Raw genomic sequence first — 18433 nt, forward strand, 5'->3', positions numbered from 1 at the left:
CTCCCCCGCTCAAACTCATTGCGAAATTACTGAAGCAGCTTCAGTACAGCGGAAGGCAGTTGGTTGGCTTGAGCCAGAACCGAGGTAGAAGCCTGTTGCAGGGTTTGCTGCTTGGTCAGGTTCGCGGTTTCTGCGGCGAAGTCGGTGTCTTGTACGCGGCCTTGTGCAGCAGTGGTGTTTTCCACGATGTTCTGCAGGTTGGAGATGGTGCTGGTCAGACGGTTCTGCGAAGCACCCAGGTTTGCGCGGGTGGCGTTGATCGATGCCAGAGCAGCGTCGATCGCGGTGATCGCGTTGTCGATGTTGGCAGACAGGGTAGCGGAAGTCGCACCGGTCAGAACAACAGTACCGCTGCCCACGGACAGGGATACGGCGTCGAACTTGGAGCTCAGTACCAGGTCGATGCGGTTGGCCGAACCCGTGTTGGCGCCAACTTGCAGTTGCATGGTACCCGCCGAACCGTCCAGCAGGTTTTTGCCGTTCAGGTTGGTAGAGGCAGAGATACGGGTGATTTCGTCAGACATCTGAGCGAATTCGGAGTTGGTAGCGGTCTGGTCAGCAGTGCTGTTGGTACCGTTACGTGCTTTAACAGCCAGTTCACGCATACGCTGCAGAATGTCGGTCGAAGCTTGCAGCGCGCCTTCAGCGGTCTGGGCAACGGAGATACCGTCGTTGGCGTTCTGCACTGCCTGGTTGCCACCACGAATCTGTGCGGCCATGCGAGTTGCGATCTGCAGGCCAGCGGCGTCGTCTTTGGCGCTGTTGATTTTCAGGCCGGAAGACAGGCGAGCCATCGAAGTCGACAGAGCGTCGGTAGCACGGTTCAGGTTCTTCTGAACGTTCAACGACGTGGTGTTGGTGTTTACTGTTAAAGCCATGACGAATTCCTCGTTGGTTGGGTACTGCGGCTTCCGGCCCTGGCAACCGCCGGGTATGGCCTAGAGAACCTTCGTAATAGTTATCGTCGGGTTGGCAGGTTGCTTGAGGGCTTTTTTTAAAAAAAATGCCATCACCCTGCCACCCCCGAGAAAACAAGGGCTTAGCGCCCCTCAACCACGAAAAAATGACGCCATAAAACTGTCCAGCCCACAAACGCCCGTGCCAAAGCTGTTGCTGCCCCTCAGTCCGGCAGGTTTTCGAGCAGCTCGATCAACTCATATTCCATGAAGTCGGCGAGCCCCAGCCAATCCTGGCGCTCCTGACAGGCCAGCATTTGCCTGAGCATCAAAGCCCAGGCCTGCTGAACTTCCTGGGGCATCCGCGCAAACAGTCGTTGCGCCTCATCGAACAGATCAACCATGTTCAGTGCCGCTTCGACATCACGCCCCAGGCGAAAAAGCCCTGCGCACTGCCGGTACTCATCGATGCCTTTCACTGGCGCCTTCATTGCACGAAATCCTGATTGAACTGCGTACCGGCAATCATTGCCCCAGCCCGGCTGCTATTGAAAAAAAGCACCTCAGGATGCCTGGCAATGTAACGCTCGAGCTCACACAGGTAACTGCGGAAATTCAGCTGTGTCTTGACCTTTTGCCCATGACCATCGTGCACCCAGTGCCTGGCCTGGTTCACCGGCGGCCCCAGGTCACCATCGTTCCAACCGGTATGGGTCCGGTTCATGGGAAAAGAAAAATCCGCACCGAAAAGCGTGATGCGCTGCGCGCCCATCTTCACCGCCAGATCGACCGCCGGGTGGATCACGCTGCCGCTGACGTAGAGCTGCGCACGCGGGTGTTGCTCTCGCAATGCGGCATAGATCGGGCTGGCGGAGTAACCGCCATAACGTTTGCCTTGCCAGGCCTTCAGCATGTGTGGATCGCTCAAAGGCAAGTACACCAGCGGAATGCCTTCGGAGCCCTCGCCCGGCAAGTGCAGCTCACTGATGCGCTGATCGATGCTCACGACCAGGTCCGGCTTGATTCCATGCTCGCGAAGGGGCCGGTAGGCGGTATCCACACTGATGAACAGTGGTCGCGACGCTTGATTGCGCACGGCTGCCAGGCGCTCGAAATTCCCTTCAAGGCTGGGCCCTGTGGCGATCACGTAGATTTCACGCCCGGAACACGTGCCAAACAGCTGTGCCACATCATCATCGGCCAGCAGCACTTCGAGGGTGTCCTGCAAGCGCTGTTGAATGACGGGAGACTGCGGGTCGAACTCTCGATTGTTGAAACTCAGGTGTACTTCGCTGACCAGGCGATCACGAATCTTCGCACTGAAGTCATCCGCCAGCAGCATTTCGGCCGGCAACGCAAAAAACGGTGTGCAGATGTCCGACAGATCGCCGGCATACAACAATTGCACGCGAGGATCGCCCAGCCACTGGCGCTGATCGATCAGCTGCAACACCAGTGCGAAAACCGCGCCATTGAGGATATGGACATAGAGCTTTTCAAGCCCGGCGCGCTCCAGCAAAACTGCAGGCAAATCGCCGAAGCCGGTGCCGTAAACGTGCAGCTGTGCCTCGTCGAGTGGGAGGCTGGCAGCCTGCAAACGAGCCTCGTGCAGGCGATCATGGCGGCTGGTGAGCTGGATGCCGCCCACACACAACGTAGAGTTCCGCCCTTCGATCAGGTCGACCTCGACAGCCAGGCGATCTTCTGTTTCCAATCGCGCATACAGCGACGGCCAGCGCTGCTGAATAACCTGAGCATTGTCTTCAAAGCATTCGCTCATGCTACCTCGCATTCCTTACAAGCAAAAAAGCGCTCAAGGTTAACCCTTGAGCGCTTTTTTGTACCGGCCTTTTTATTAAAAAACCTTCACTCAAGGGCGATAGATGATCGCCGAACCCCATGACAGCCCCACGCCGAAACCACTGAGCGCAACGCGCTTCCATTCGGAATCGAGAATATGCTTTTCCAGCAGCAATGGAATGCTCGACGACACCGTGTTACCGGTCTCGACCATGTCCTTGATGAACTTCTGCGGGCATTCTTCGAAACGTCGCGCGACTGCATCGACAATCGCTGCGCTGCCCTGGTGAATGCAGAACGCATCGATGTCGTCGGCGCTCAGTTGCGACTCGCCCAGCAACTCATGCAAGTGTGCCGGCACCTTGAGCAGTGCGAAGTTGAATACCTGGCGGCCGTTCATGAAGAACACGCCGTCGGTGACTTTCAAATGCGGAGCGCCGGAACCATCGGTGCCGAACTTGGCCTTGCCCAGAGCCCAGGTCGGGTTTTCACCCATCCAGGTCGCGGTGGCCGCATCGCCGAACAACATGGTGGTGTTACGATCTTCCGGGTCGACGATCTTCGAATACGGGTCGGCAGTGATCAGCAGGCCGTTCTTCAGGCCAGCGGCCTCCATGAAGCCCTTGATCGCATAGATGCCGTAGACGTAACCGGAACAGCCCAGGGAAATATCGAACGCGGCGACGTTGGTCGACAGGCCGAGTTTGTCCTGCACGATGGCCGCGGTATGCGGCAGGCCTTCTTCGTCACCGTTCTGGGTGACGATGATCAACGCATCGATGGATTCACGCTTCAGATCAGGGTTGCTGGCAAACAGCGCATTGGCCGCTTCAACGCACAGATCGGATGTTTCCTGATCAACGCCTTTGCGCGGCAGGAAAGCCGAACCGATCTTGCCCAGGATGAACTCTTCATCCTTCTCGAATTTTGCACCTTGTGCATAATTGTCCACGCCGGCTACAGGAACGTAGCTCGCAATGCTTTTTATGCCAATCATTACGGCTTCCCAATAATAAACAGCCCAATACCACCACTCGCAAGGAATCGAGGGGCGCCGACAAATCTGGATTTCCGTCACCCCGAGGCGACAGCCGGAAAGCGTAAAGGGCAATCGCTGAACCCGATAAAGGGTCAGGCGCCATCTTCCCGGTCAATACAATACAGTGAAGATGCCCGTTATGACTCGCAGGTCACGCTATTTTGCCGAATCAGCCCGGCATTGGGTCATTCGACCAACGACCAGTCCAGTGGTGTTCCACGCTTGATAGCCTGACGGGCACGGCGTTCCAGCAGGCTTTGCGCATACTTGGGCGCCAGCCCGAGACCCGGACGGATGGCTCGCAGATTTGTCGCATTGAAGGGCTCGCCGGCCTTCATGTCCTGGGTGACATACAGCGATCGACGGTATACCAGGGATTGGCGCTCCGCCTCGGTGACGCCGTAATGCACGTGCCCCATGGCTTGCCAGGCGCGTTCGGTTTCGATCACCAGGCTGGCCAGTTCCGAGGGCTCCAGAGAGAAACCGGCATCGACGCCACCGGCCGCACGCTCGAGGGTGAAATGCTTTTCCACCACCGTTGCCCCCAGTGCCACCGCCGCCACGGACACACCGACACCCATGGAGTGATCGGACAGCCCCACCTGACAATCGAACAGTTCCCGCAAATGCGCGATCGTGCGCACATTGCTGTTCGCGGGAGATGCCGGGTAGGTGCTGGTGCATTTGAGCAGCACCAGATCCTTGCACCCGGCTTCGCGGGCGGCACGCACGGTTTCATCGAGCTCGGCGATGCTGGCCATGCCGGTGGAAATGATCAGCGGCTTGCCCGTCGCGGCCACCCGGCGTATCAGCGGCAAATCGGTGTTTTCGAAACTGGCGATCTTGTAGGCCGGTACGTCGAGGCTTTCGAGGAAGTCCACGGCGCTGTCATCGAATGGCGTGGAAAACGCCAGCAGGCCCAGTTCTTTGGCACGAGCGAAAATCGGCGCATGCCATTCCCAGGGCGTGTGGGCCTTCTCATACAACGCGTACAACGAAGTGCCCGCCCACAGGCTGTTGGGGTCCTTGATGAAAAACTCGCCCTCGGCCAGGTCCAGGGTCATGGTGTCGGCGGTGTAGGTCTGCAGTTTCAATGCATGGGCACCGGCCCTGGCCGCGGCCTCGACGATTTTCAGCGCCATGTCCAGGGACTGGTTATGGTTGCCGCTCATCTCGGCAATGATGAAAGGCGGCGCGTCGGCACCGATCAGGCGCTCGCCAATCTTGAAGCTAGTCATCTGCGTGATCCTTCAATACGCGCGTGAACGCGCAGGCACTCTGGGTAAAACCGGCTTCGCGAAACACCCTCAGCGACGGCTGGTTATCGGGCAACACCTGGGCGGTAAGCGACTGAAGTTCCGGCCAGTGGGCCTTCACAAAGGTTTCGCCACGGGCCAGCAGCGCCCTGCCCCAGCCCAGGCCGAACCGGCCTTCGAACAGATAAATCGACACCTGGGCGCTAAAGCCACGCCGGTCATAACGCAGCACACCGACCGGACCGTCATCGGCCTCGGCAATCAACAGCAGCCGCCGGGGATTGTTCAGGCTCGCGGCCAGCCAGTTTTGATGCGCAGGCCAGTGGATCTCGCCAGGCTCCAACGACCAGCGACGCACGGCCTCGGTGTTGCGCCCGTCGAATAACAACTGCGCATCACCCAGGGTCGCCGGGCGCATCCTTAGCACCGCACCGGCCAGCGCAACCGCTACCCGCTGCGCACCCCAGCCATCGACAAGTCGTCGCGAATGCTGTGCCAGGCTCTGGCGCAAACCCTGGTTACCCGCGACAAAGCCGATGGCCAGGCGCAGTTGCTCGACGCTGACGTGCTCGCGGGCGCCCATGAACACATGAGCGCCCGCGGCCGCCATCACCTCGCCGTTGGCCTGTTGGTTGTTCGATACGGCAATGCAGATCGTCGGCAGCCCCATGGCCGCCCGCTCCCAACTGGTGCCGCCACCCGCCCCGACAAACAGGTCGGCTTCGGTCATCAATCGATAGAAGTCGCTGACAAAACTGTGCAGGCGCCAGTGCGGGCGACTGGCCGCCAACGCCTGCATCTGCGCCCAGGCCGGATTACCCGCACCGGCGACAAAATCGACTTCCAGCCCGGCAAAGTCCGCCAGCGCCAGCATTGCATGATGGGTCTGCATGGCTGCGTCAAAACCACCGAAGTTCACCAGCACACGCAGGGCCCGGGGCTTGATGTCGATGGCCGGGCAACAGAACTCGTCGCGCAACATGGCAAACCGGGGGCCGAACAATGTGCGGCAGCCTGGCGTCAGCAGCGCGGTATAAGCCTCTGGCGTGCCGGAAAGATTCTGGTTCAGCAGCAAGTCGGCGCTGTAGCTGCGCGTAGCGAGATCATCGATCACGGCGATCCGCGGCGCAAAGCGCCGGGCGGCCGTCTGCCAGTGATGATCGAGGCCGTAGTGGTCGACAACGATCCAGTCGAACGCCGGCTGGTGCTCCAGCAGCGGCTCGAGCGCGGCGATGTCCGCCTGCCAGGGCAGCATGGATTCGATGGCTTGTTGCGGGTCTTCGTCGTTGTAGCGTTCGGGCAGCGCAAAGGTTTCGAAACCTTCGGCCCGCAGTGCCTCCAGGCGATGCCCCGGTAGCAGGCGACAGGCGAAAGCCACATGACTGCCCTGCCGGCGCAATACGCGGGCCAGGCACAGGCAACGCGCGATGTGGCCACTGCCGATGGTCGGCGAGGCGTCAGAGCGAATCAGCACTCTCATGGCAGCTCACCTGCGGCTTTGAGCGCGGCATACAGGTACTCCGCGCGCGTCCAGTCCTGCGGTGTATCGATGTCCTGCACCAGATGCCGCGGCAGGATGACCGGCAGACTATAGGGTGAATACAACACCTCGCCGCGCAGCCAGGCATCGCTGCGCCCCCAGTAGAACTGCCCGGCATCCTGATAGGCGACCGACAAGTCCTGGGAGCGGGTGTCACGATACTGCGGATACAGCGCCATCAATGCGCCGTGATCATCAAGGGTCAGGGCTCGTTGAACCGGGAAACCGAAGTCGCACACCGAGAAGGCGAAAGACTTGTCGGGATGCTGTTCCAGCAGGCTCAGCCCCTGGGCAAGAAATCGTGTTTGCAACAACGGCGCGGTCGCGTAGATGCAGCAAGCGCGATCAAACTCGTGCCCTTGTTCGCGCAAGGCTAGCAGGGCATGGACGATCACCGCTGCGGTCCCCGTGAAGTCGTCGGCCAGTGCGGCCGGACGCATGAAGGGCACCTGGGCGCCACAGTCCCGCGCCAGCCCGGCGATTTCTTCGTCGTCGGTACTGACCACGATCCGGGAAAACAATCCGGACTCCATCGCGACCTGAATCGAGCGGATAATCATCGGCACACCGGCGAACGGCTTGAGGTTCTTGCGGGGTATGCGTTTGCTGCCACCGCGGGCCGGGATGATGGCGACGTTGTTCAACGGCGTTTTTCCAGGACAAACCAGGTGATGTCATCCACCGGGAATTGCGGATCGCGGTGGTAGCCAAAACCGTAATCGAGCAGTTGCAGGTCGTCGTAGCGATCGAGCATTTCACCGGCAAAATCGCGTTTGAACAACTTGCCGCTATTGCCGCGATACGGGACTTCGACCGGCGCCGGGTTGTAGTACTCGGCGATCAGTATGTAGCGCTGGCTCAGCTCATACAGTTGCGCGTAGGCGGCCGGCAGCAACTGCGGCGCCAAGTGAATCAGCACACCTTTGCTCAGGGTCAGGTCGTAGGTGCGTTCACGGGGAAAGTCGAACAGCGAGCCGTGCCAGATCTGTGCGATACCCAAGGCCTGGGCAGCAGCACAGGCACTGGCATTGATCTCCACGCCGGACAACTCGCAGCGCGGCAACAGCTGACGCAGTGCCTGCAGGTTGTTACCGGCATTGGTGCCCAGCTCCACCAGGCTGTCGATGCGCCCGACCCGTGTCAGCGCCTTGGCGAACAGCGCCAGGTTGGCCGCCACCAGCGGCTGTCCGACATTGCGGTCAACGTACTGGTTGCCGAATTCGCCCTGCCAGAAAGTTTCCTGCTCGGTCAGTTCACGCATCACACATTTCCCACCCGCCGCAATGGCTGGATTATTTCGATCAGCTGCCGCATCTGCTCGACCACGTAGTCCTGTTGTTCATCACTGAGCAACGGATACAACGGCAGGCTGATGGCTTCGGCGTAGTAACGTTCGGCCTGCGGAAAATCACCTTCGGCGAACCCGAGATCACGATAGTAAGGCTGTAAATGCACGGGAATGTAGTGCAGGTTCACACCGACCCCGGCAGCTCGCAAGCCCTCGAACACCTCACGATGGGTGAGATTGATCTGATCGAGTTGCAGGCGCACCACATACAGATGCCATGACGACTCGGCCTCAGGCTGCGCACTGGGCAGGGTCAGCGGCAAATACGCCAGCAATCGCTCATAACGCGCTGCCAATTCACGTCGGCGCTCGATGAACTCATCCAGTTTGTTCAGCTGCGACAAACCGAGGGCCGCCTGCAGGTCGGTAATGCGGTAGTTGAAACCCAGTTCCACCTGCTCGTAGTACCAGGGGCCGTGGCTGGGTCCGGTCATTTGCTGCGGATCCCGGGTCATGCCGTGGCTGCGCAAGCGTTGCAAACGCTCGGCGAGTTCCAGGCTGTTGGTCATGACCATGCCGCCCTCGGCACTGGTGATGATCTTCACCGGATGAAAGCTGAACACGGTCATCGCCGCAAACTCGCCACAACCCACCGGGCGCCCGGCGTAGGACGCACCGGCGGCATGGGCCGCGTCTTCGATCACCGTAACGCCATAGCGCCTGGCCAGGGCGGCAATCCTGCGCATGTCGCAGCTCTGCCCCGAGAACGCCACGGCCACGAGCACTTTCGGCAACCGGCCTTCACGTTCGGCCCGTTCCAGCTTGACGGCCAGCGCAGCGGCATCGAGGTTCCAGGTCAGCGGGTCGATGTCGACAAAATCCACTTCGGCACCGCAGTAGCGACCACAGTTGGCCGAGGCGAGAAAGGTGTTCGGTGTCGTCCACAGCCAATCGCCCGGGCCGAGCCCTGCCGCCAGGCAAGCGATATGCAGGGCCGCAGTGGCATTGCACACCGCTACGGCAAAACCGGCCTCGCAGCGTTCGGCCATCGCCCGTTCGAAGCGCTCGATGGTCGGCCCCTGGGTCAACCAGTCAGACTGCAATACGCCGACCACGGCGTCGATGTCCGCCTGATCGAGGCTTTGCCGAGCATAAGGAATCATGCTGGCAACCAGACACGCACCAGCGCGTCCCGGATGATCTGACACCCGAACGAACCGTTCCGGCCTGCAATGAAAATTGAATTACCGTTGTGCATGCCTTGAATCCCTTATACCTTTTCGCCGGGCCTAGCCGAGCAACTGCGCCCAGTTCACCGAAGCACTTTCGCCCAGGGCAAAGCCTTTGCCGCTCAAAGCCAGATTGGCGTTATAGGCCTGGTCCTGGGCAAAGGCTGCCGCCCACTTCTCACGCAGCGCATCGAGGGCCTGCGGCACCTGTGGCACTTCACCCGAATGAATGACCTGTACCAGCGGTGTCCACACGGTGAGGTAACCGGCCTGACCGGCCCGCAGGCACAGATCGACGTCGCTCAAGCCGTCGCCGAAAGTCACGCAGTCCAGACCGTCCAGGTCGTCGAACAACGCTTTGCGCACCATCAGGCATACCTTCGACACCGCCGAGTAGTTCTGCTCCAGCGCCAACCGGTGCAAGTAACCTTCGGCGTCGTGCTTTTCACCGACAAAGGCTGAGCCCACACCACCGTTCATGCCGAGAATCAGCCCGGCCTGAGTGACCTTGCCATCACGGTCGATCAACTTGGGACCGACCACGCCGACTTCCGGACGCTGGGCGTGATTGAGCAGCGACTCGAGCCAGTTCGGGTTGACCACTTCACTGTCGGCGGCCAACAGCACCAGGTACTCGCCCTGCGCCTGCTGGCTGGCCGCGTTGTACAACGCCACCTCGCTCAGGGTCTGGTCGGCACGCAGCACGCTGACTTTCGGATGCTGGTAAGTACCCAGCCAGTCATTGACTTCGGCCGACTGATTCGGATTGAGTGCGATCAGCACTTCGTACTGGATGTAGCGGGTACGCAGCAAGACCGCTTGCAGGCACTGTTGCAGGGCCGAAAGATGGTCCCCGGCCGGCAATATGATCGACACCAGCGGGCGCTCGGTGTGGCGGTAATCGACCTGCCAGGTGCCCGGTACTGCCGATGTGATCTTGGCCTTGTAGCCACGGTTGCCCAAGTGACGTAGCAACGCCAGGCGCTCATCGGCGTTTTCTTCCAGCACCGGTGCCCGGCTGATCAGCAACGGTTCGTCCAGGTGGGCCAGCCCGTTGAGGCCACCCTGCTCGATGATACGCAGCAGCAAGTCGAACTCCAGGGCCTTGCTGAAGTCAGGCTGGTAGCCGCCGACTTCAATGAACACTTGCCGACGGATCAACCAGTGACGCGCCATCAAGGCCGGCAGGCTTTGCAGCAAATCAAGATTGAAGCCAGGGCGGAACACGTCCACCAGTGCGCCTTCGGCGGTGCGCTGGATTTCGTCGGTGGCAACGGCGCGGCAGTCTGCAGCGGCCAGCAGTTCCAGGCTGGCGCGCAACAGGCCACCGGCAGTGAACTCGTCGCCGGCTTCAGCCAGTAGCAACCAATCGCAGGTCGACTGACGCGCGCTCTGGTTCAGCTTGTCCACGTAATTGCTTTGCGTGACCCGGACAAAGTGCAGGGTGTTCTGCGCCGTGGTTGCCGCCGGTGCTTCACCGGTGGTGAAGACCACGATCTTGAACGCCTTGCTGTGACCTTCGAGCAGGCTGTCGAGAGAGACCTGCAGCTTGTCGATATCGTTATCCAGGTCCAGCAGGAAAATCCCGAACTGCGGGCCACCGTCATTGGCCGCCAGGTGTTGGGCGATCGACTCAGCTTCAAGTGCATCGGGCTGACGGGGTGCAAGCCACTTGAGCAAACGACCGGACAGCATCTTGTCGAACGTCGCACGATTACCCTCGACCGACACCGCCTCAAGACGTGCAACCCAGTCGCGCAGGGTCTGCGCCTCTTCGTCTTCACCCAGCAGTTCCAGCTGAGCCACCAGACGCTTGACCACCGCGCGATTGAACACGTTGCTGTCATGGGCCTGCCACAAACGGTCGACCACACTTTCCGGCGTGTCATTGTTACGCGCCAGCATCAGGCTCTGCTGACGGGTCCAGATACCCTCCAGGCCAGCCAACTGAACGCGACCGGCCGGCATGGCGTGCAACAGGAATTCGAACTGGGTCAACTGATCGAAAAACGGCTGATTGTAGAACGGCATTTCGACGTATTGCTTGGGGCCGAAGCGGCGCTCCGGGCCTTTCTCGACGCTCGTCCAGGCGGACTCGATAATCAGCTCGGTGGTCAGTGCGCGACCGGTGCGCAAGCTATCGGCCAGGGCTTCAAAGCTTTGCAGCGCGAACTGCCGGCCTTGCTCCGGGTCTTCGTTTTGAACGTGAGTCGGCAGACCGAAGAGGAAATCGGCAAAGGCTTCGCGCTCGGCAACCGTCCTGGCATCGGTATGCGCCAGGGTGTGGAAGATCTCGGTGTTGTGGTCCGAATACCCGTAGTTCATTTCACGCACGACATACGGGATCGGCAGAATCCGCGCCTTGCCCCGCGCCAGCATGTAATAGGTGTGACCGATTTCCTGCCATTGGAAGGACGTATCCTGCGGCATCACCTGATACCAGTCACGGACCAGGTCGGTGCGCTGTACGGCATAGAAAGGTGGCAGGTACTGGTGCATGTAATCGAGCACACGCTCCTCGGCGTGCTCGGACGAATAGTCTTCGCAGACCTTCTTGTCACGCCGAAAGTAGCTGACGCTGTTGGGTTGCGACAGGTACATCATGCTGTAGCCGTGGCACAGGCCGTAGTCGGGATTGGCCTCCATGAACGCCACGGCGGCGCGCAGGGCGTCATGCACATGGAAGTCATCGTCGGCGGCGAACACCATGAACGGCGTGCTCACTTGCTCCACGCCAAAGGCCAGCTTGGCGCGGACACCCCAGTAGCCGAACTGCGGGACATGCTGGTAATCCACATTTTCAAACTGCCCGGCCAGGCTTGGCTGGCCTTCGGTCGAAGAGTCCAGCACCAGAATCCTGCAAGGCAAGCCGCTGTAGAAACGTGCGGCCCGGCGCAAAAATGCCGGCCGCTCGTGAGACATCAGCACCACGGTCAACTGTTCGTTGAGTGCCAACCCGTGTCCAGAATTGATCTTGCCTTGCATACCTTTCCCCACAACGGCGTATCGCCGAAAAAACCCAACGATGTCTTGTCGATTAGCGCACGCGACGCAAATAGCCATCCGGCGCGACGGTGATCAACAGTTTGCTGTGAATGGCCTGGTCGATTGCAAAATCGCGGTTTTCTTCCAGATAGGCCCATACCGCGGTTTTCGGGTTGTCACCCTTGCCCCACGGGCGGTCCGGGAACGCGTCTTCGGGCATGTCTTCCACCACGGTATCCATCACCACGCAGTAGCTGCCCACCGAGGTCATCGGCGCATAGGCCCGCAGCTCTTCAAGCACATGTTCGTGGGTGTGGTTGGAGTCCAGGACCACCAGCACGGTCTTGCCTTCGACGCGCTGGCGAACCTGTTCGACGATCGCCGGATCAATGCTCGAACCCTGGATCATCCGGATCCGCTTGCTCATCGGGTGCGCTTCGATCGCCTCACGGTTGTGCTGGCGGATATCGATGTCGACACCCAGCACTTCGCCATGGCCGATCAGCTCCAGCATCGAGGCGTAAAACACCAGCGAGCCGCCGTGGGCGATACCGGTCTCGACGATGATGTCCGGCCGCAGCGCCCAGATGATCTCCTGCATGGCGACCATGTCCTGGGGGAACTGAATGATCGGGCGGCCCATCCAGCTGAAGTTGTAGGTGTACTTGTGCCTGGCGGTGGTGCCAACCCAATCCAGCGACGTGGCTTGCAAGGCTTTGTCCTGTTGCAGGCCTTCGATGTTCTCTTTTACTTCTTCACGAAACTGCTCATGAGGATTCATTACAGACTCTCCGGAAATTAGTCGCGGTGGTTACTTGAAAACCCGACCGTCTTGAAAGGAAGCAGGATTGGTCTTGATGGTCCTGGCGGGGCTGCCCACCACAACCGCATAGTCTGGAACGTCCCTGGTCACCACGGCGCCCGCACCGATGGTGACCCAACGACCGATGCGCAAACGCGGCAGGATCGTAGCGTTGGTGCCGATGAAGGTGCCGTCACCGATCTCGACACAACCAGCGATACAGACACCCGGCGCCATGAACACCGAATGGCCGACCAGCCCTTCATGCCCGACCACGCTGCCGGCGCTGATACTGGTGTTGTCACCCAGGCTGACTTGCGCCTGCATGATCACGCCCTCTTGCAGATAGGTGCCGATGCCCATCGTGATCATCGTCAGATCGATGCCCGGGTGGATGAAGTTGCCCAGGGCGCCACCGGCCTCGACGATCTCGCAGGTGGTCCGGTAACGCAGCGCCGTGCTGCCGGTGATCAAATTGACAAAGCGTGTGTCGGGGCCTTTCAGCTCGGCCACCTTGTCGGTGCCACCCACCACTGGCACGCCATGAAACAGCGTGCCTTGTTTCGCCTGATCGTTATCGAGAAAGGCGAACTGCACGTCCGGCTGACTGCGTTGCAGGGTGAGGATCATCCGTACCGCTTCAGGATTGGCCGCCCCCAGCAGGTAAACCTTCATAGCCGAGTCCTTTTGAGTACCAGCGCGCGCAGCACCTCGATGACCCGGTGCTGATCGTCATCGGTCATGTCGTGGTAACTCGGCAGATTGATCGCGCGCTCCGGCAGCGCATGCGCCACGGGCGAGTCGGCCGTCAGTTCGCTGAACATCGGCAAGGACGACAGCGGCCAGAAGAACACCCGCGCGTCGATATCGGCGGCCTGGAAGGCGGCGATCAACATGTCCCGCGTGATCCCCAACTCGCGGTCAAAGACCACGGTAGGCATCCAGTAACCGTTGCGCGCGTGTACGGGCTCAGGGTTCATGGACAAGCCTGGCAATGCAGCCAGGGCGCCGGCGTAGTTGGCGAAGATCGCGCGCTTGCGCTGGATAAGCTCCTCGATCCGTTCAACCTGGGCGCAACCGACGGCGGCTTGCAGGTTGCTCATCTTGTATTTGAAACCGAGGAAATCCGGCCAGAACTGTTTGCTGCTGCCAGCCACGCGGCCATGGTTGGACAGGGTCAGCACACGGTCATACAGAGCCTTGTCCGACGTCACGAAGATGCCGCCTTCGCCGGTGGTCATGGTCTTGGTGCCATGAAAGGAAAACGCGCCGAACGCGCCCAGCGAACCGGCGGCCCGACCGCGCCACTGCGAGCCAATCGCCTCGGCGGCGTCTTCGATGACCGGCAGGCCAAACTCGCGACCGATGGCCAGCAACGCATCCATGTCGCAGAGATTGCCGTAGAGGTGCACCGCCAGAATCGCCTTGGTTCGTGGAGTGATCGCCCGGCGAACCTGCTGCGGGTCGAGGCACCAGCTGTCGGCCAGCACGTCGACGAACACCGGCGTCGCGCCCAGATAAGTGATGGGTGCGGCCGAGGCGATCCAGTTGGTATCGGCGAGGATCACCTCATCGCCGGCACCGATGCCCAGCGCCGCCATGCCCATATGCAGCGCGCCGGTGCAACTGGACGTGGCAATCGCGTACGTCGCACCCACGTGCTCGGCAAAGGACTTTTCGAAGCGCGTCAGGTATTCGTAGCAGCGCTCTCCCCAACCATGGCGGACGGCATCGAGCACATAGTCGGCTTCCAGCTCACCGACACTGGGTTTGGTGTAATGAATTCGGCTCATCGAATGATCAACTCGGGAATGGCAATGACAAAACGACCGTCCCATGCACGAATGCCGACAAAGGCCTGGGTGATCTCATCGAGCAGGTTCCACGGCAGTACCAGCACGTAATCCGGCTTCTCGATGTCGATCCGGGCCGGCGACACGATCGGAATGCGACTACCGGGCAGGTACTTGCCTTGCTTGTGCGGGTTGGCATCGGCCACCCAGGCCAACAGGTCCGGCTTGACCCCGGCGTAGTTGAGCAAGGTGTTGCCCTTGGCGGCGGCGCCGTAGCCGACCACACGCTTGCCGTCAGCCTTGGCCCGCAGCAGGAAACGCAGCAGTTCGTGCTTGATGCGCTCGGCCGCCGGGGCGAGGGTCGCGTAGTACCCGGGGGTTTTCACCCCAGCGGCGAGTTCGGCCTGCAACTGCTGGTGCACCGCCGGCAGCACTTCACGGCGCTCACCGTCCATGCGCTGCACGAACACCCGCAGCGAGCCGCCATGGGTCGGCAACTGGCTGACGTCGAACACTTCAAGGCCGTTGCGCGCGCAGAGGGTTTGCACGGCGGTCAACGACAGATAGGAATAGTGCTCGTGGTACAGCGTGTCGAATTGCTGGCCGGCCATCAGCGTCAGCAGTTGCGGAAACTCAAACGTTGCCACGCCAGTCGGTTTGAGCAGGGTCGCAAAACCACCGAGGAAATCGTTGATGTCCGGCACATGCGCCAGCACGTTGTTGGCGGCCATCAGGTCGGCGCCCCAGCCTTCGCTTCTCAGCTGCGTGGCGGTGTCGCGACCGAAAAATACTTCACGAATCTCCAGGCCTTTTTCCCGTGCCGCTTGCGCGGTGCTACGGGTCGGCTCGACGCCCAGGCAAGGGATGCCGCGCCCGGCCACGTATTGCAACAGGTAGCCATCGTTGGCCGCGATTTCCACCACGCGGCTATCGGCGCTCAGGCCGAAGCGCTCGACCATCTCGGCCACATAACGCTCGGCATGGGCCAGCCAGGTGCTGGAGAACGAACTGAAATAGGCGTACTCGGCATCGAACAGGCTGTCGGCGCGGGTGTAATCCTCGGTTTGCACCAGCCAGCATTGCTGGCACACGGCAACCTTCAGCGGCACCCATTGTTCGGCCTGCTCCAGCTGGTCGCCACGCACGTAGGCATTGGACGGCGGCGAGGTGCCCAGGTCGATCAGCGGCAGGGTCAGCGCAGTGGCGCAACCACGGCAGTTCATAGACGCACTCCGGCGAAGTGTTCATCGAGTGCTGGATGACTGGCATCGCGCACCGACAGATTATTGACAGGCAGCGGCCAGGCAATCGCCAGCCGTGGATCGAACACCGACAACCCGCCTTCGTGTTCCGGCGTGTAGTCGTTGCTGTGCAGGTAAAGCAGCTCGGCGTCGGCGCTCAGGGTCTGGAAGCCGTGGGCGAATCCGGCCGGAATCAACAGGCTGCGGCCATCGCCGGCACGCAGGTGTTCGGCGTGCCAGTGCAGGAAGGTCTCGGAGTCGGGACGCAGATCCACCGCGACGTCCCAGACTTCCCCGCGCAGGCAGGTGATCAACTTGGCTTCCGGCGCGCGGGCATTCTGGTAATGCAGGCCACGCACGCTGCCACGTTCGCGGGTACAGGAGTGATTGATCTGGCGGATATGAAACGCCTGGCCAAACGCACTCAGGCTGCTCTCGCAAAACAATCGGGAAAAGTGCCCGCGCTCGTCCTCGAAGCGTTTTTGCTGCACGCTGAACAAACCGCTCAGCGGCAATGCCTTCAGCAGGAATTCACTCACAGCGCGCCTCGGTACAGGTTCAGTTGCGCCAGAGTGATGGCGCGCATGTCATCGCCGTTCTGCCATGCCAGATGCCAATCCAGGGTCTGGGTCAGGCACTGCTGCAACGACCAGCGCGGTTGCCAGCCGAGCAATTGACGGGCGCGGCTGCTGTCCAGGCGCAACAGGCCGGCCTCATGCATATCGCTCGGTTCGATACGCAGCCCGCGTGCCTGCGGCCAGCGGCTGGCGAGCAGTTCGACCACTTCACCGACGCTGCACATGTCCGCTTCGCCGGGACCGAAATTCCACGCCCCGGCGAATTGCGTACCTTGCTCATACAGCCCGGCAGCCAGTTGCAGATAACCGGCCAGCGGTTCCAGTGCGTGCTGCCACGGGCGCACCGCGTGCGGATAACGCAAGGTCACCGGTTCATCCGCCGACCACGCCCGCAGCACGTCGGGAATCAACCGCTCCGGGGCAAAATCGCCGCCGCCCAGCACGTTGCCGGCACGCGCCGTGGCCAATGCCAGACCATGTTCGGCGTGCTTTTGCGGCGCAAAGAACGAAGCGGCATAGGATTGCGCCAGCAATTCGCAGCACGCCTTGCTGCTGCTGTAGGGATCGTGACCGCCCAGCGCTTCGTTTTCGCGGTACGGCCACAGCCATTCCTGGTTGGCGTAGACCTTGTCGGTGGTCACCAGCACACAGGCGCGCACGCCGCCGACCTGGCGAATCGCTTCGAGCAGGTTGAGGGTGCCCATGACGTTGCTGGAATAAGTGCCCAACGGGTCGCGATAACCTTCGCGCACCAGCGGCTGTGCCGCCAGGTGCAGGACGATTTCCGGCCGGGTCTCGGCGATCAGTTCCAGCAAAGCGCCCAGGTCACGCAAGTCGCCGCGCTGATCGTTGATGCCTTCATGCACCCGTGCCAGTTCGAAAAGGCTCGGTTCGGTGGACGGATCGAGGGAAAACCCGCTGACTTCGGCACCCAGGCTTTGCAGCCACAACGTCAGCCAACTGCCTTTGAAACCGGTATGGCCGGTGACCAGCACCCGCTTGCCGCGCCAGAACTGCGGGCTCAGTCCCATTGCTTCCATGGGGCCTCCCCGCTCTGCCACAACGCCTCGAGGTGGTTCTTGTCACGAAGGGTGTCCATCGGCTGCCAGAAACCGTCGTGCTGGAACGCCATGAGCTCGTCGCGCTCGGCCAGACCATCCAGCGGCCCAGACTCCCACGAGGTCTCATCGCCTTCGATCAGCGGCAACACCTTGGGCGAGAGGACGAAGAACCCGCCATTGATCCAGCCACCATCACCGCGTGGCTTTTCGGTGAAGCCCAGGACCTTGTCACCATCGCGATTGAGCGCGCCGTAGCGGCCAGGTGGTTGTACTGCGGTGACGGTCGCCAGCTTGCCGTGCTTGAGATGGAAATCCACCAACGCGCCAATGTTGAGGTCCGACACGCCGTCGCCGTAGGTAAAGCAGAACGCCTGTTCGTCTTCGAGGTAGCGTCGGGCGCGGCGCAACCGGCCGCCGGTCATGGTCTCTTCCCCGGTGTCGATCAGCGTGACGCGCCATGGCTCGCTGTAGTTCTGATGAACATCCATGCGGTTGTTACGCATGTCGAACGTGACGTCGGAGGTGTGCAGAAAGTAGTTGGCGAAGAAGTCCTTGATTGCATAGCCCTTGTAGCCAAGGCAGATCACGAAATCGTGAATCCCGTGAGCGGAGTACTGTTTCATGATGTGCCAGAGAATTGGCTTGCCGCCGACCTCGATCATCGGCTTGGGCTTGAGATGCGACTCCTCGCTGATCCGCGTACCCAGACCACCCGCCAAAATAACTGCCTTCATCCCCTTCCTCTCTTGTTCGTCGCAGGGCTCAGCCAAGCTGTATCAAGCTTTTGCGGGCCATCCGGGTTAAACCTGCCACCGTTCAGGGCACGTCCGGGCTCACCGCAAGTGCTCGTTTTATGGCGATATAAGGGGGACTTGCAGGAAACGCGCCAGCTCTTTCAATCCGCTACCGGGCGATGCGCTGCGGG

At 60.9% G+C, this 18433-nt stretch carries 17 protein-coding genes; all 17 read right to left on the reverse strand.

The features are described 5' to 3' along the window. Nucleotides 1-26: 26 nt before the first annotated feature. Nucleotides 27-878 (reverse strand): flagellin domain-containing protein, encoded by an 852-nt coding sequence (locus tag KGA81_RS02065; protein ID WP_108218632.1) that lies wholly within the window; start codon nucleotides 876-878, stop codon nucleotides 27-29. A 242-nt stretch (nucleotides 879-1120) separates the two neighbouring features. Continuing rightward, nucleotides 1121-1387 (reverse strand): hypothetical protein, encoded by a 267-nt coding sequence (locus KGA81_RS02070; RefSeq protein ID WP_223544348.1) that lies wholly within the window; start codon nucleotides 1385-1387, stop codon nucleotides 1121-1123. After that, the gene (locus KGA81_RS02075) at nucleotides 1384-2676 is read right to left on the reverse strand and encodes a motility associated factor glycosyltransferase family protein (RefSeq protein WP_223544349.1); all 1293 of its coding nucleotides are present in this window, start codon (nucleotides 2674-2676) and stop codon (nucleotides 1384-1386) included. The genes KGA81_RS02070 and KGA81_RS02075 overlap by 4 nt, the downstream gene beginning before the upstream one ends. 90 nt (nucleotides 2677-2766) lie before the next feature. Then, nucleotides 2767-3693: a ketoacyl-ACP synthase III gene (locus KGA81_RS02080; RefSeq protein WP_223544350.1), complete on the reverse strand. Its 927-nt coding sequence runs from the start codon at nucleotides 3691-3693 to the stop codon at nucleotides 2767-2769. Between the two features lie 227 nt (nucleotides 3694-3920). Next, entirely contained in the window at nucleotides 3921-4973 is a 1053-nt protein-coding gene (gene pseI, locus KGA81_RS02085; protein WP_223544351.1) for a pseudaminic acid synthase, read from the reverse strand. After that, nucleotides 4966-6471 (reverse strand): UDP-2,4-diacetamido-2,4,6-trideoxy-beta-L-altropyranose hydrolase, encoded by a 1506-nt coding sequence (gene pseG / locus KGA81_RS02090; RefSeq protein ID WP_223544352.1) that lies wholly within the window; start codon nucleotides 6469-6471, stop codon nucleotides 4966-4968. Before pseG ends, pseI begins: the two co-directional genes overlap by 8 nt. Then, nucleotides 6468-7175 (reverse strand): pseudaminic acid cytidylyltransferase, encoded by a 708-nt coding sequence (gene pseF, locus KGA81_RS02095; RefSeq protein WP_223544353.1) that lies wholly within the window; start codon nucleotides 7173-7175, stop codon nucleotides 6468-6470. The genes pseG and pseF overlap by 4 nt, the downstream gene beginning before the upstream one ends. Next, nucleotides 7172-7792, reverse strand: coding sequence for a pseudaminic acid biosynthesis-associated methylase (locus KGA81_RS02100; protein ID WP_223544354.1), 621 nt, complete (start codon nucleotides 7790-7792; stop codon nucleotides 7172-7174). The genes pseF and KGA81_RS02100 overlap by 4 nt, the downstream gene beginning before the upstream one ends. Next, the gene (pseC, locus tag KGA81_RS02105) at nucleotides 7792-8982 is read right to left on the reverse strand and encodes a UDP-4-amino-4,6-dideoxy-N-acetyl-beta-L-altrosamine transaminase (protein ID WP_223544355.1); all 1191 of its coding nucleotides are present in this window, start codon (nucleotides 8980-8982) and stop codon (nucleotides 7792-7794) included. The genes KGA81_RS02100 and pseC overlap by 1 nt, the downstream gene beginning before the upstream one ends. Before the next feature lie 126 nt (nucleotides 8983-9108). After that, nucleotides 9109-12033, reverse strand: coding sequence for a TIGR00180 family glycosyltransferase (locus KGA81_RS02110; protein WP_223544356.1), 2925 nt, complete (start codon nucleotides 12031-12033; stop codon nucleotides 9109-9111). A 52-nt stretch (nucleotides 12034-12085) separates the two neighbouring features. Continuing rightward, nucleotides 12086-12814, reverse strand: a complete 729-nt coding sequence (locus KGA81_RS02115) for a cephalosporin hydroxylase family protein (RefSeq protein WP_223544357.1) — start codon at nucleotides 12812-12814, stop codon at nucleotides 12086-12088. A 30-nt stretch (nucleotides 12815-12844) separates the two neighbouring features. Then, complete coding sequence (locus KGA81_RS02120) at nucleotides 12845-13510, reverse strand: acetyltransferase (RefSeq protein ID WP_223544358.1); 666 nt, start codon at nucleotides 13508-13510, stop codon at nucleotides 12845-12847. After that, nucleotides 13507-14628, reverse strand: coding sequence for a DegT/DnrJ/EryC1/StrS family aminotransferase (locus tag KGA81_RS02125; RefSeq protein ID WP_223544359.1), 1122 nt, complete (start codon nucleotides 14626-14628; stop codon nucleotides 13507-13509). The genes KGA81_RS02120 and KGA81_RS02125 overlap by 4 nt, the downstream gene beginning before the upstream one ends. Continuing rightward, a complete protein-coding gene (locus KGA81_RS02130; protein ID WP_223544360.1) occupies nucleotides 14625-15851 on the reverse strand; it encodes a class I SAM-dependent methyltransferase in 1227 nt (408 codons plus the stop codon). Before KGA81_RS02130 ends, KGA81_RS02125 begins: the two co-directional genes overlap by 4 nt. Beyond that, on the reverse strand, nucleotides 15848-16408 hold the full coding sequence (locus KGA81_RS02135; protein WP_223544361.1) for a dTDP-4-dehydrorhamnose 3,5-epimerase family protein: 561 nt from the start codon (nucleotides 16406-16408) through the stop codon (nucleotides 15848-15850). Before KGA81_RS02135 ends, KGA81_RS02130 begins: the two co-directional genes overlap by 4 nt. Next, nucleotides 16405-17487 (reverse strand): CDP-glucose 4,6-dehydratase, encoded by a 1083-nt coding sequence (gene rfbG / locus KGA81_RS02140; protein WP_223544362.1) that lies wholly within the window; start codon nucleotides 17485-17487, stop codon nucleotides 16405-16407. Before rfbG ends, KGA81_RS02135 begins: the two co-directional genes overlap by 4 nt. Beyond that, a complete protein-coding gene (gene rfbF / locus KGA81_RS02145; RefSeq protein ID WP_223461314.1) occupies nucleotides 17469-18242 on the reverse strand; it encodes a glucose-1-phosphate cytidylyltransferase in 774 nt (257 codons plus the stop codon). Before rfbF ends, rfbG begins: the two co-directional genes overlap by 19 nt. Nucleotides 18243-18433: the final 191 nt, after the last annotated feature.

Source organism: Pseudomonas sp. A-B-19 (genome assembly GCF_019947515.1).
In the GTDB taxonomy this organism is placed as follows: Bacteria; Pseudomonadota; Gammaproteobacteria; order Pseudomonadales; family Pseudomonadaceae; genus Aquipseudomonas.

Bases quoted from the DNA above. Each gene is read 5' to 3' on its own strand.
- KGA81_RS02065 (WP_108218632.1), bottom strand. From the start codon at position 878: ATGGCTTTAACAGTAAACACCAACACCACGTCGTTGAACGTTCAGAAG.
- KGA81_RS02070 (WP_223544348.1), bottom strand. From the start codon at position 1,387: ATGAAGGCGCCAGTGAAAGGCATCGATGAGTACCGGCAGTGCGCAGGG.
- KGA81_RS02075 (WP_223544349.1), bottom strand. From the start codon at position 2,676: ATGAGCGAATGCTTTGAAGACAATGCTCAGGTTATTCAGCAGCGCTGG.
- KGA81_RS02080 (WP_223544350.1), bottom strand. From the start codon at position 3,693: ATGATTGGCATAAAAAGCATTGCGAGCTACGTTCCTGTAGCCGGCGTG.
- pseI (WP_223544351.1), bottom strand. From the start codon at position 4,973: ATGACTAGCTTCAAGATTGGCGAGCGCCTGATCGGTGCCGACGCGCCG.
- pseG (WP_223544352.1), bottom strand. From the start codon at position 6,471: ATGAGAGTGCTGATTCGCTCTGACGCCTCGCCGACCATCGGCAGTGGC.
- KGA81_RS02100 (WP_223544354.1), bottom strand. From the start codon at position 7,792: ATGCGTGAACTGACCGAGCAGGAAACTTTCTGGCAGGGCGAATTCGGC.
- pseC (WP_223544355.1), bottom strand. From the start codon at position 8,982: ATGATTCCTTATGCTCGGCAAAGCCTCGATCAGGCGGACATCGACGCC.
- KGA81_RS02110 (WP_223544356.1), bottom strand. From the start codon at position 12,033: ATGCAAGGCAAGATCAATTCTGGACACGGGTTGGCACTCAACGAACAG.
- KGA81_RS02115 (WP_223544357.1), bottom strand. From the start codon at position 12,814: ATGAATCCTCATGAGCAGTTTCGTGAAGAAGTAAAAGAGAACATCGAA.
- KGA81_RS02120 (WP_223544358.1), bottom strand. From the start codon at position 13,510: ATGAAGGTTTACCTGCTGGGGGCGGCCAATCCTGAAGCGGTACGGATG.
- KGA81_RS02125 (WP_223544359.1), bottom strand. From the start codon at position 14,628: ATGAGCCGAATTCATTACACCAAACCCAGTGTCGGTGAGCTGGAAGCC.
- KGA81_RS02130 (WP_223544360.1), bottom strand. From the start codon at position 15,851: ATGAACTGCCGTGGTTGCGCCACTGCGCTGACCCTGCCGCTGATCGAC.
- rfbG (WP_223544362.1), bottom strand. From the start codon at position 17,487: ATGGAAGCAATGGGACTGAGCCCGCAGTTCTGGCGCGGCAAGCGGGTG.
- rfbF (WP_223461314.1), bottom strand. From the start codon at position 18,242: ATGAAGGCAGTTATTTTGGCGGGTGGTCTGGGTACGCGGATCAGCGAG.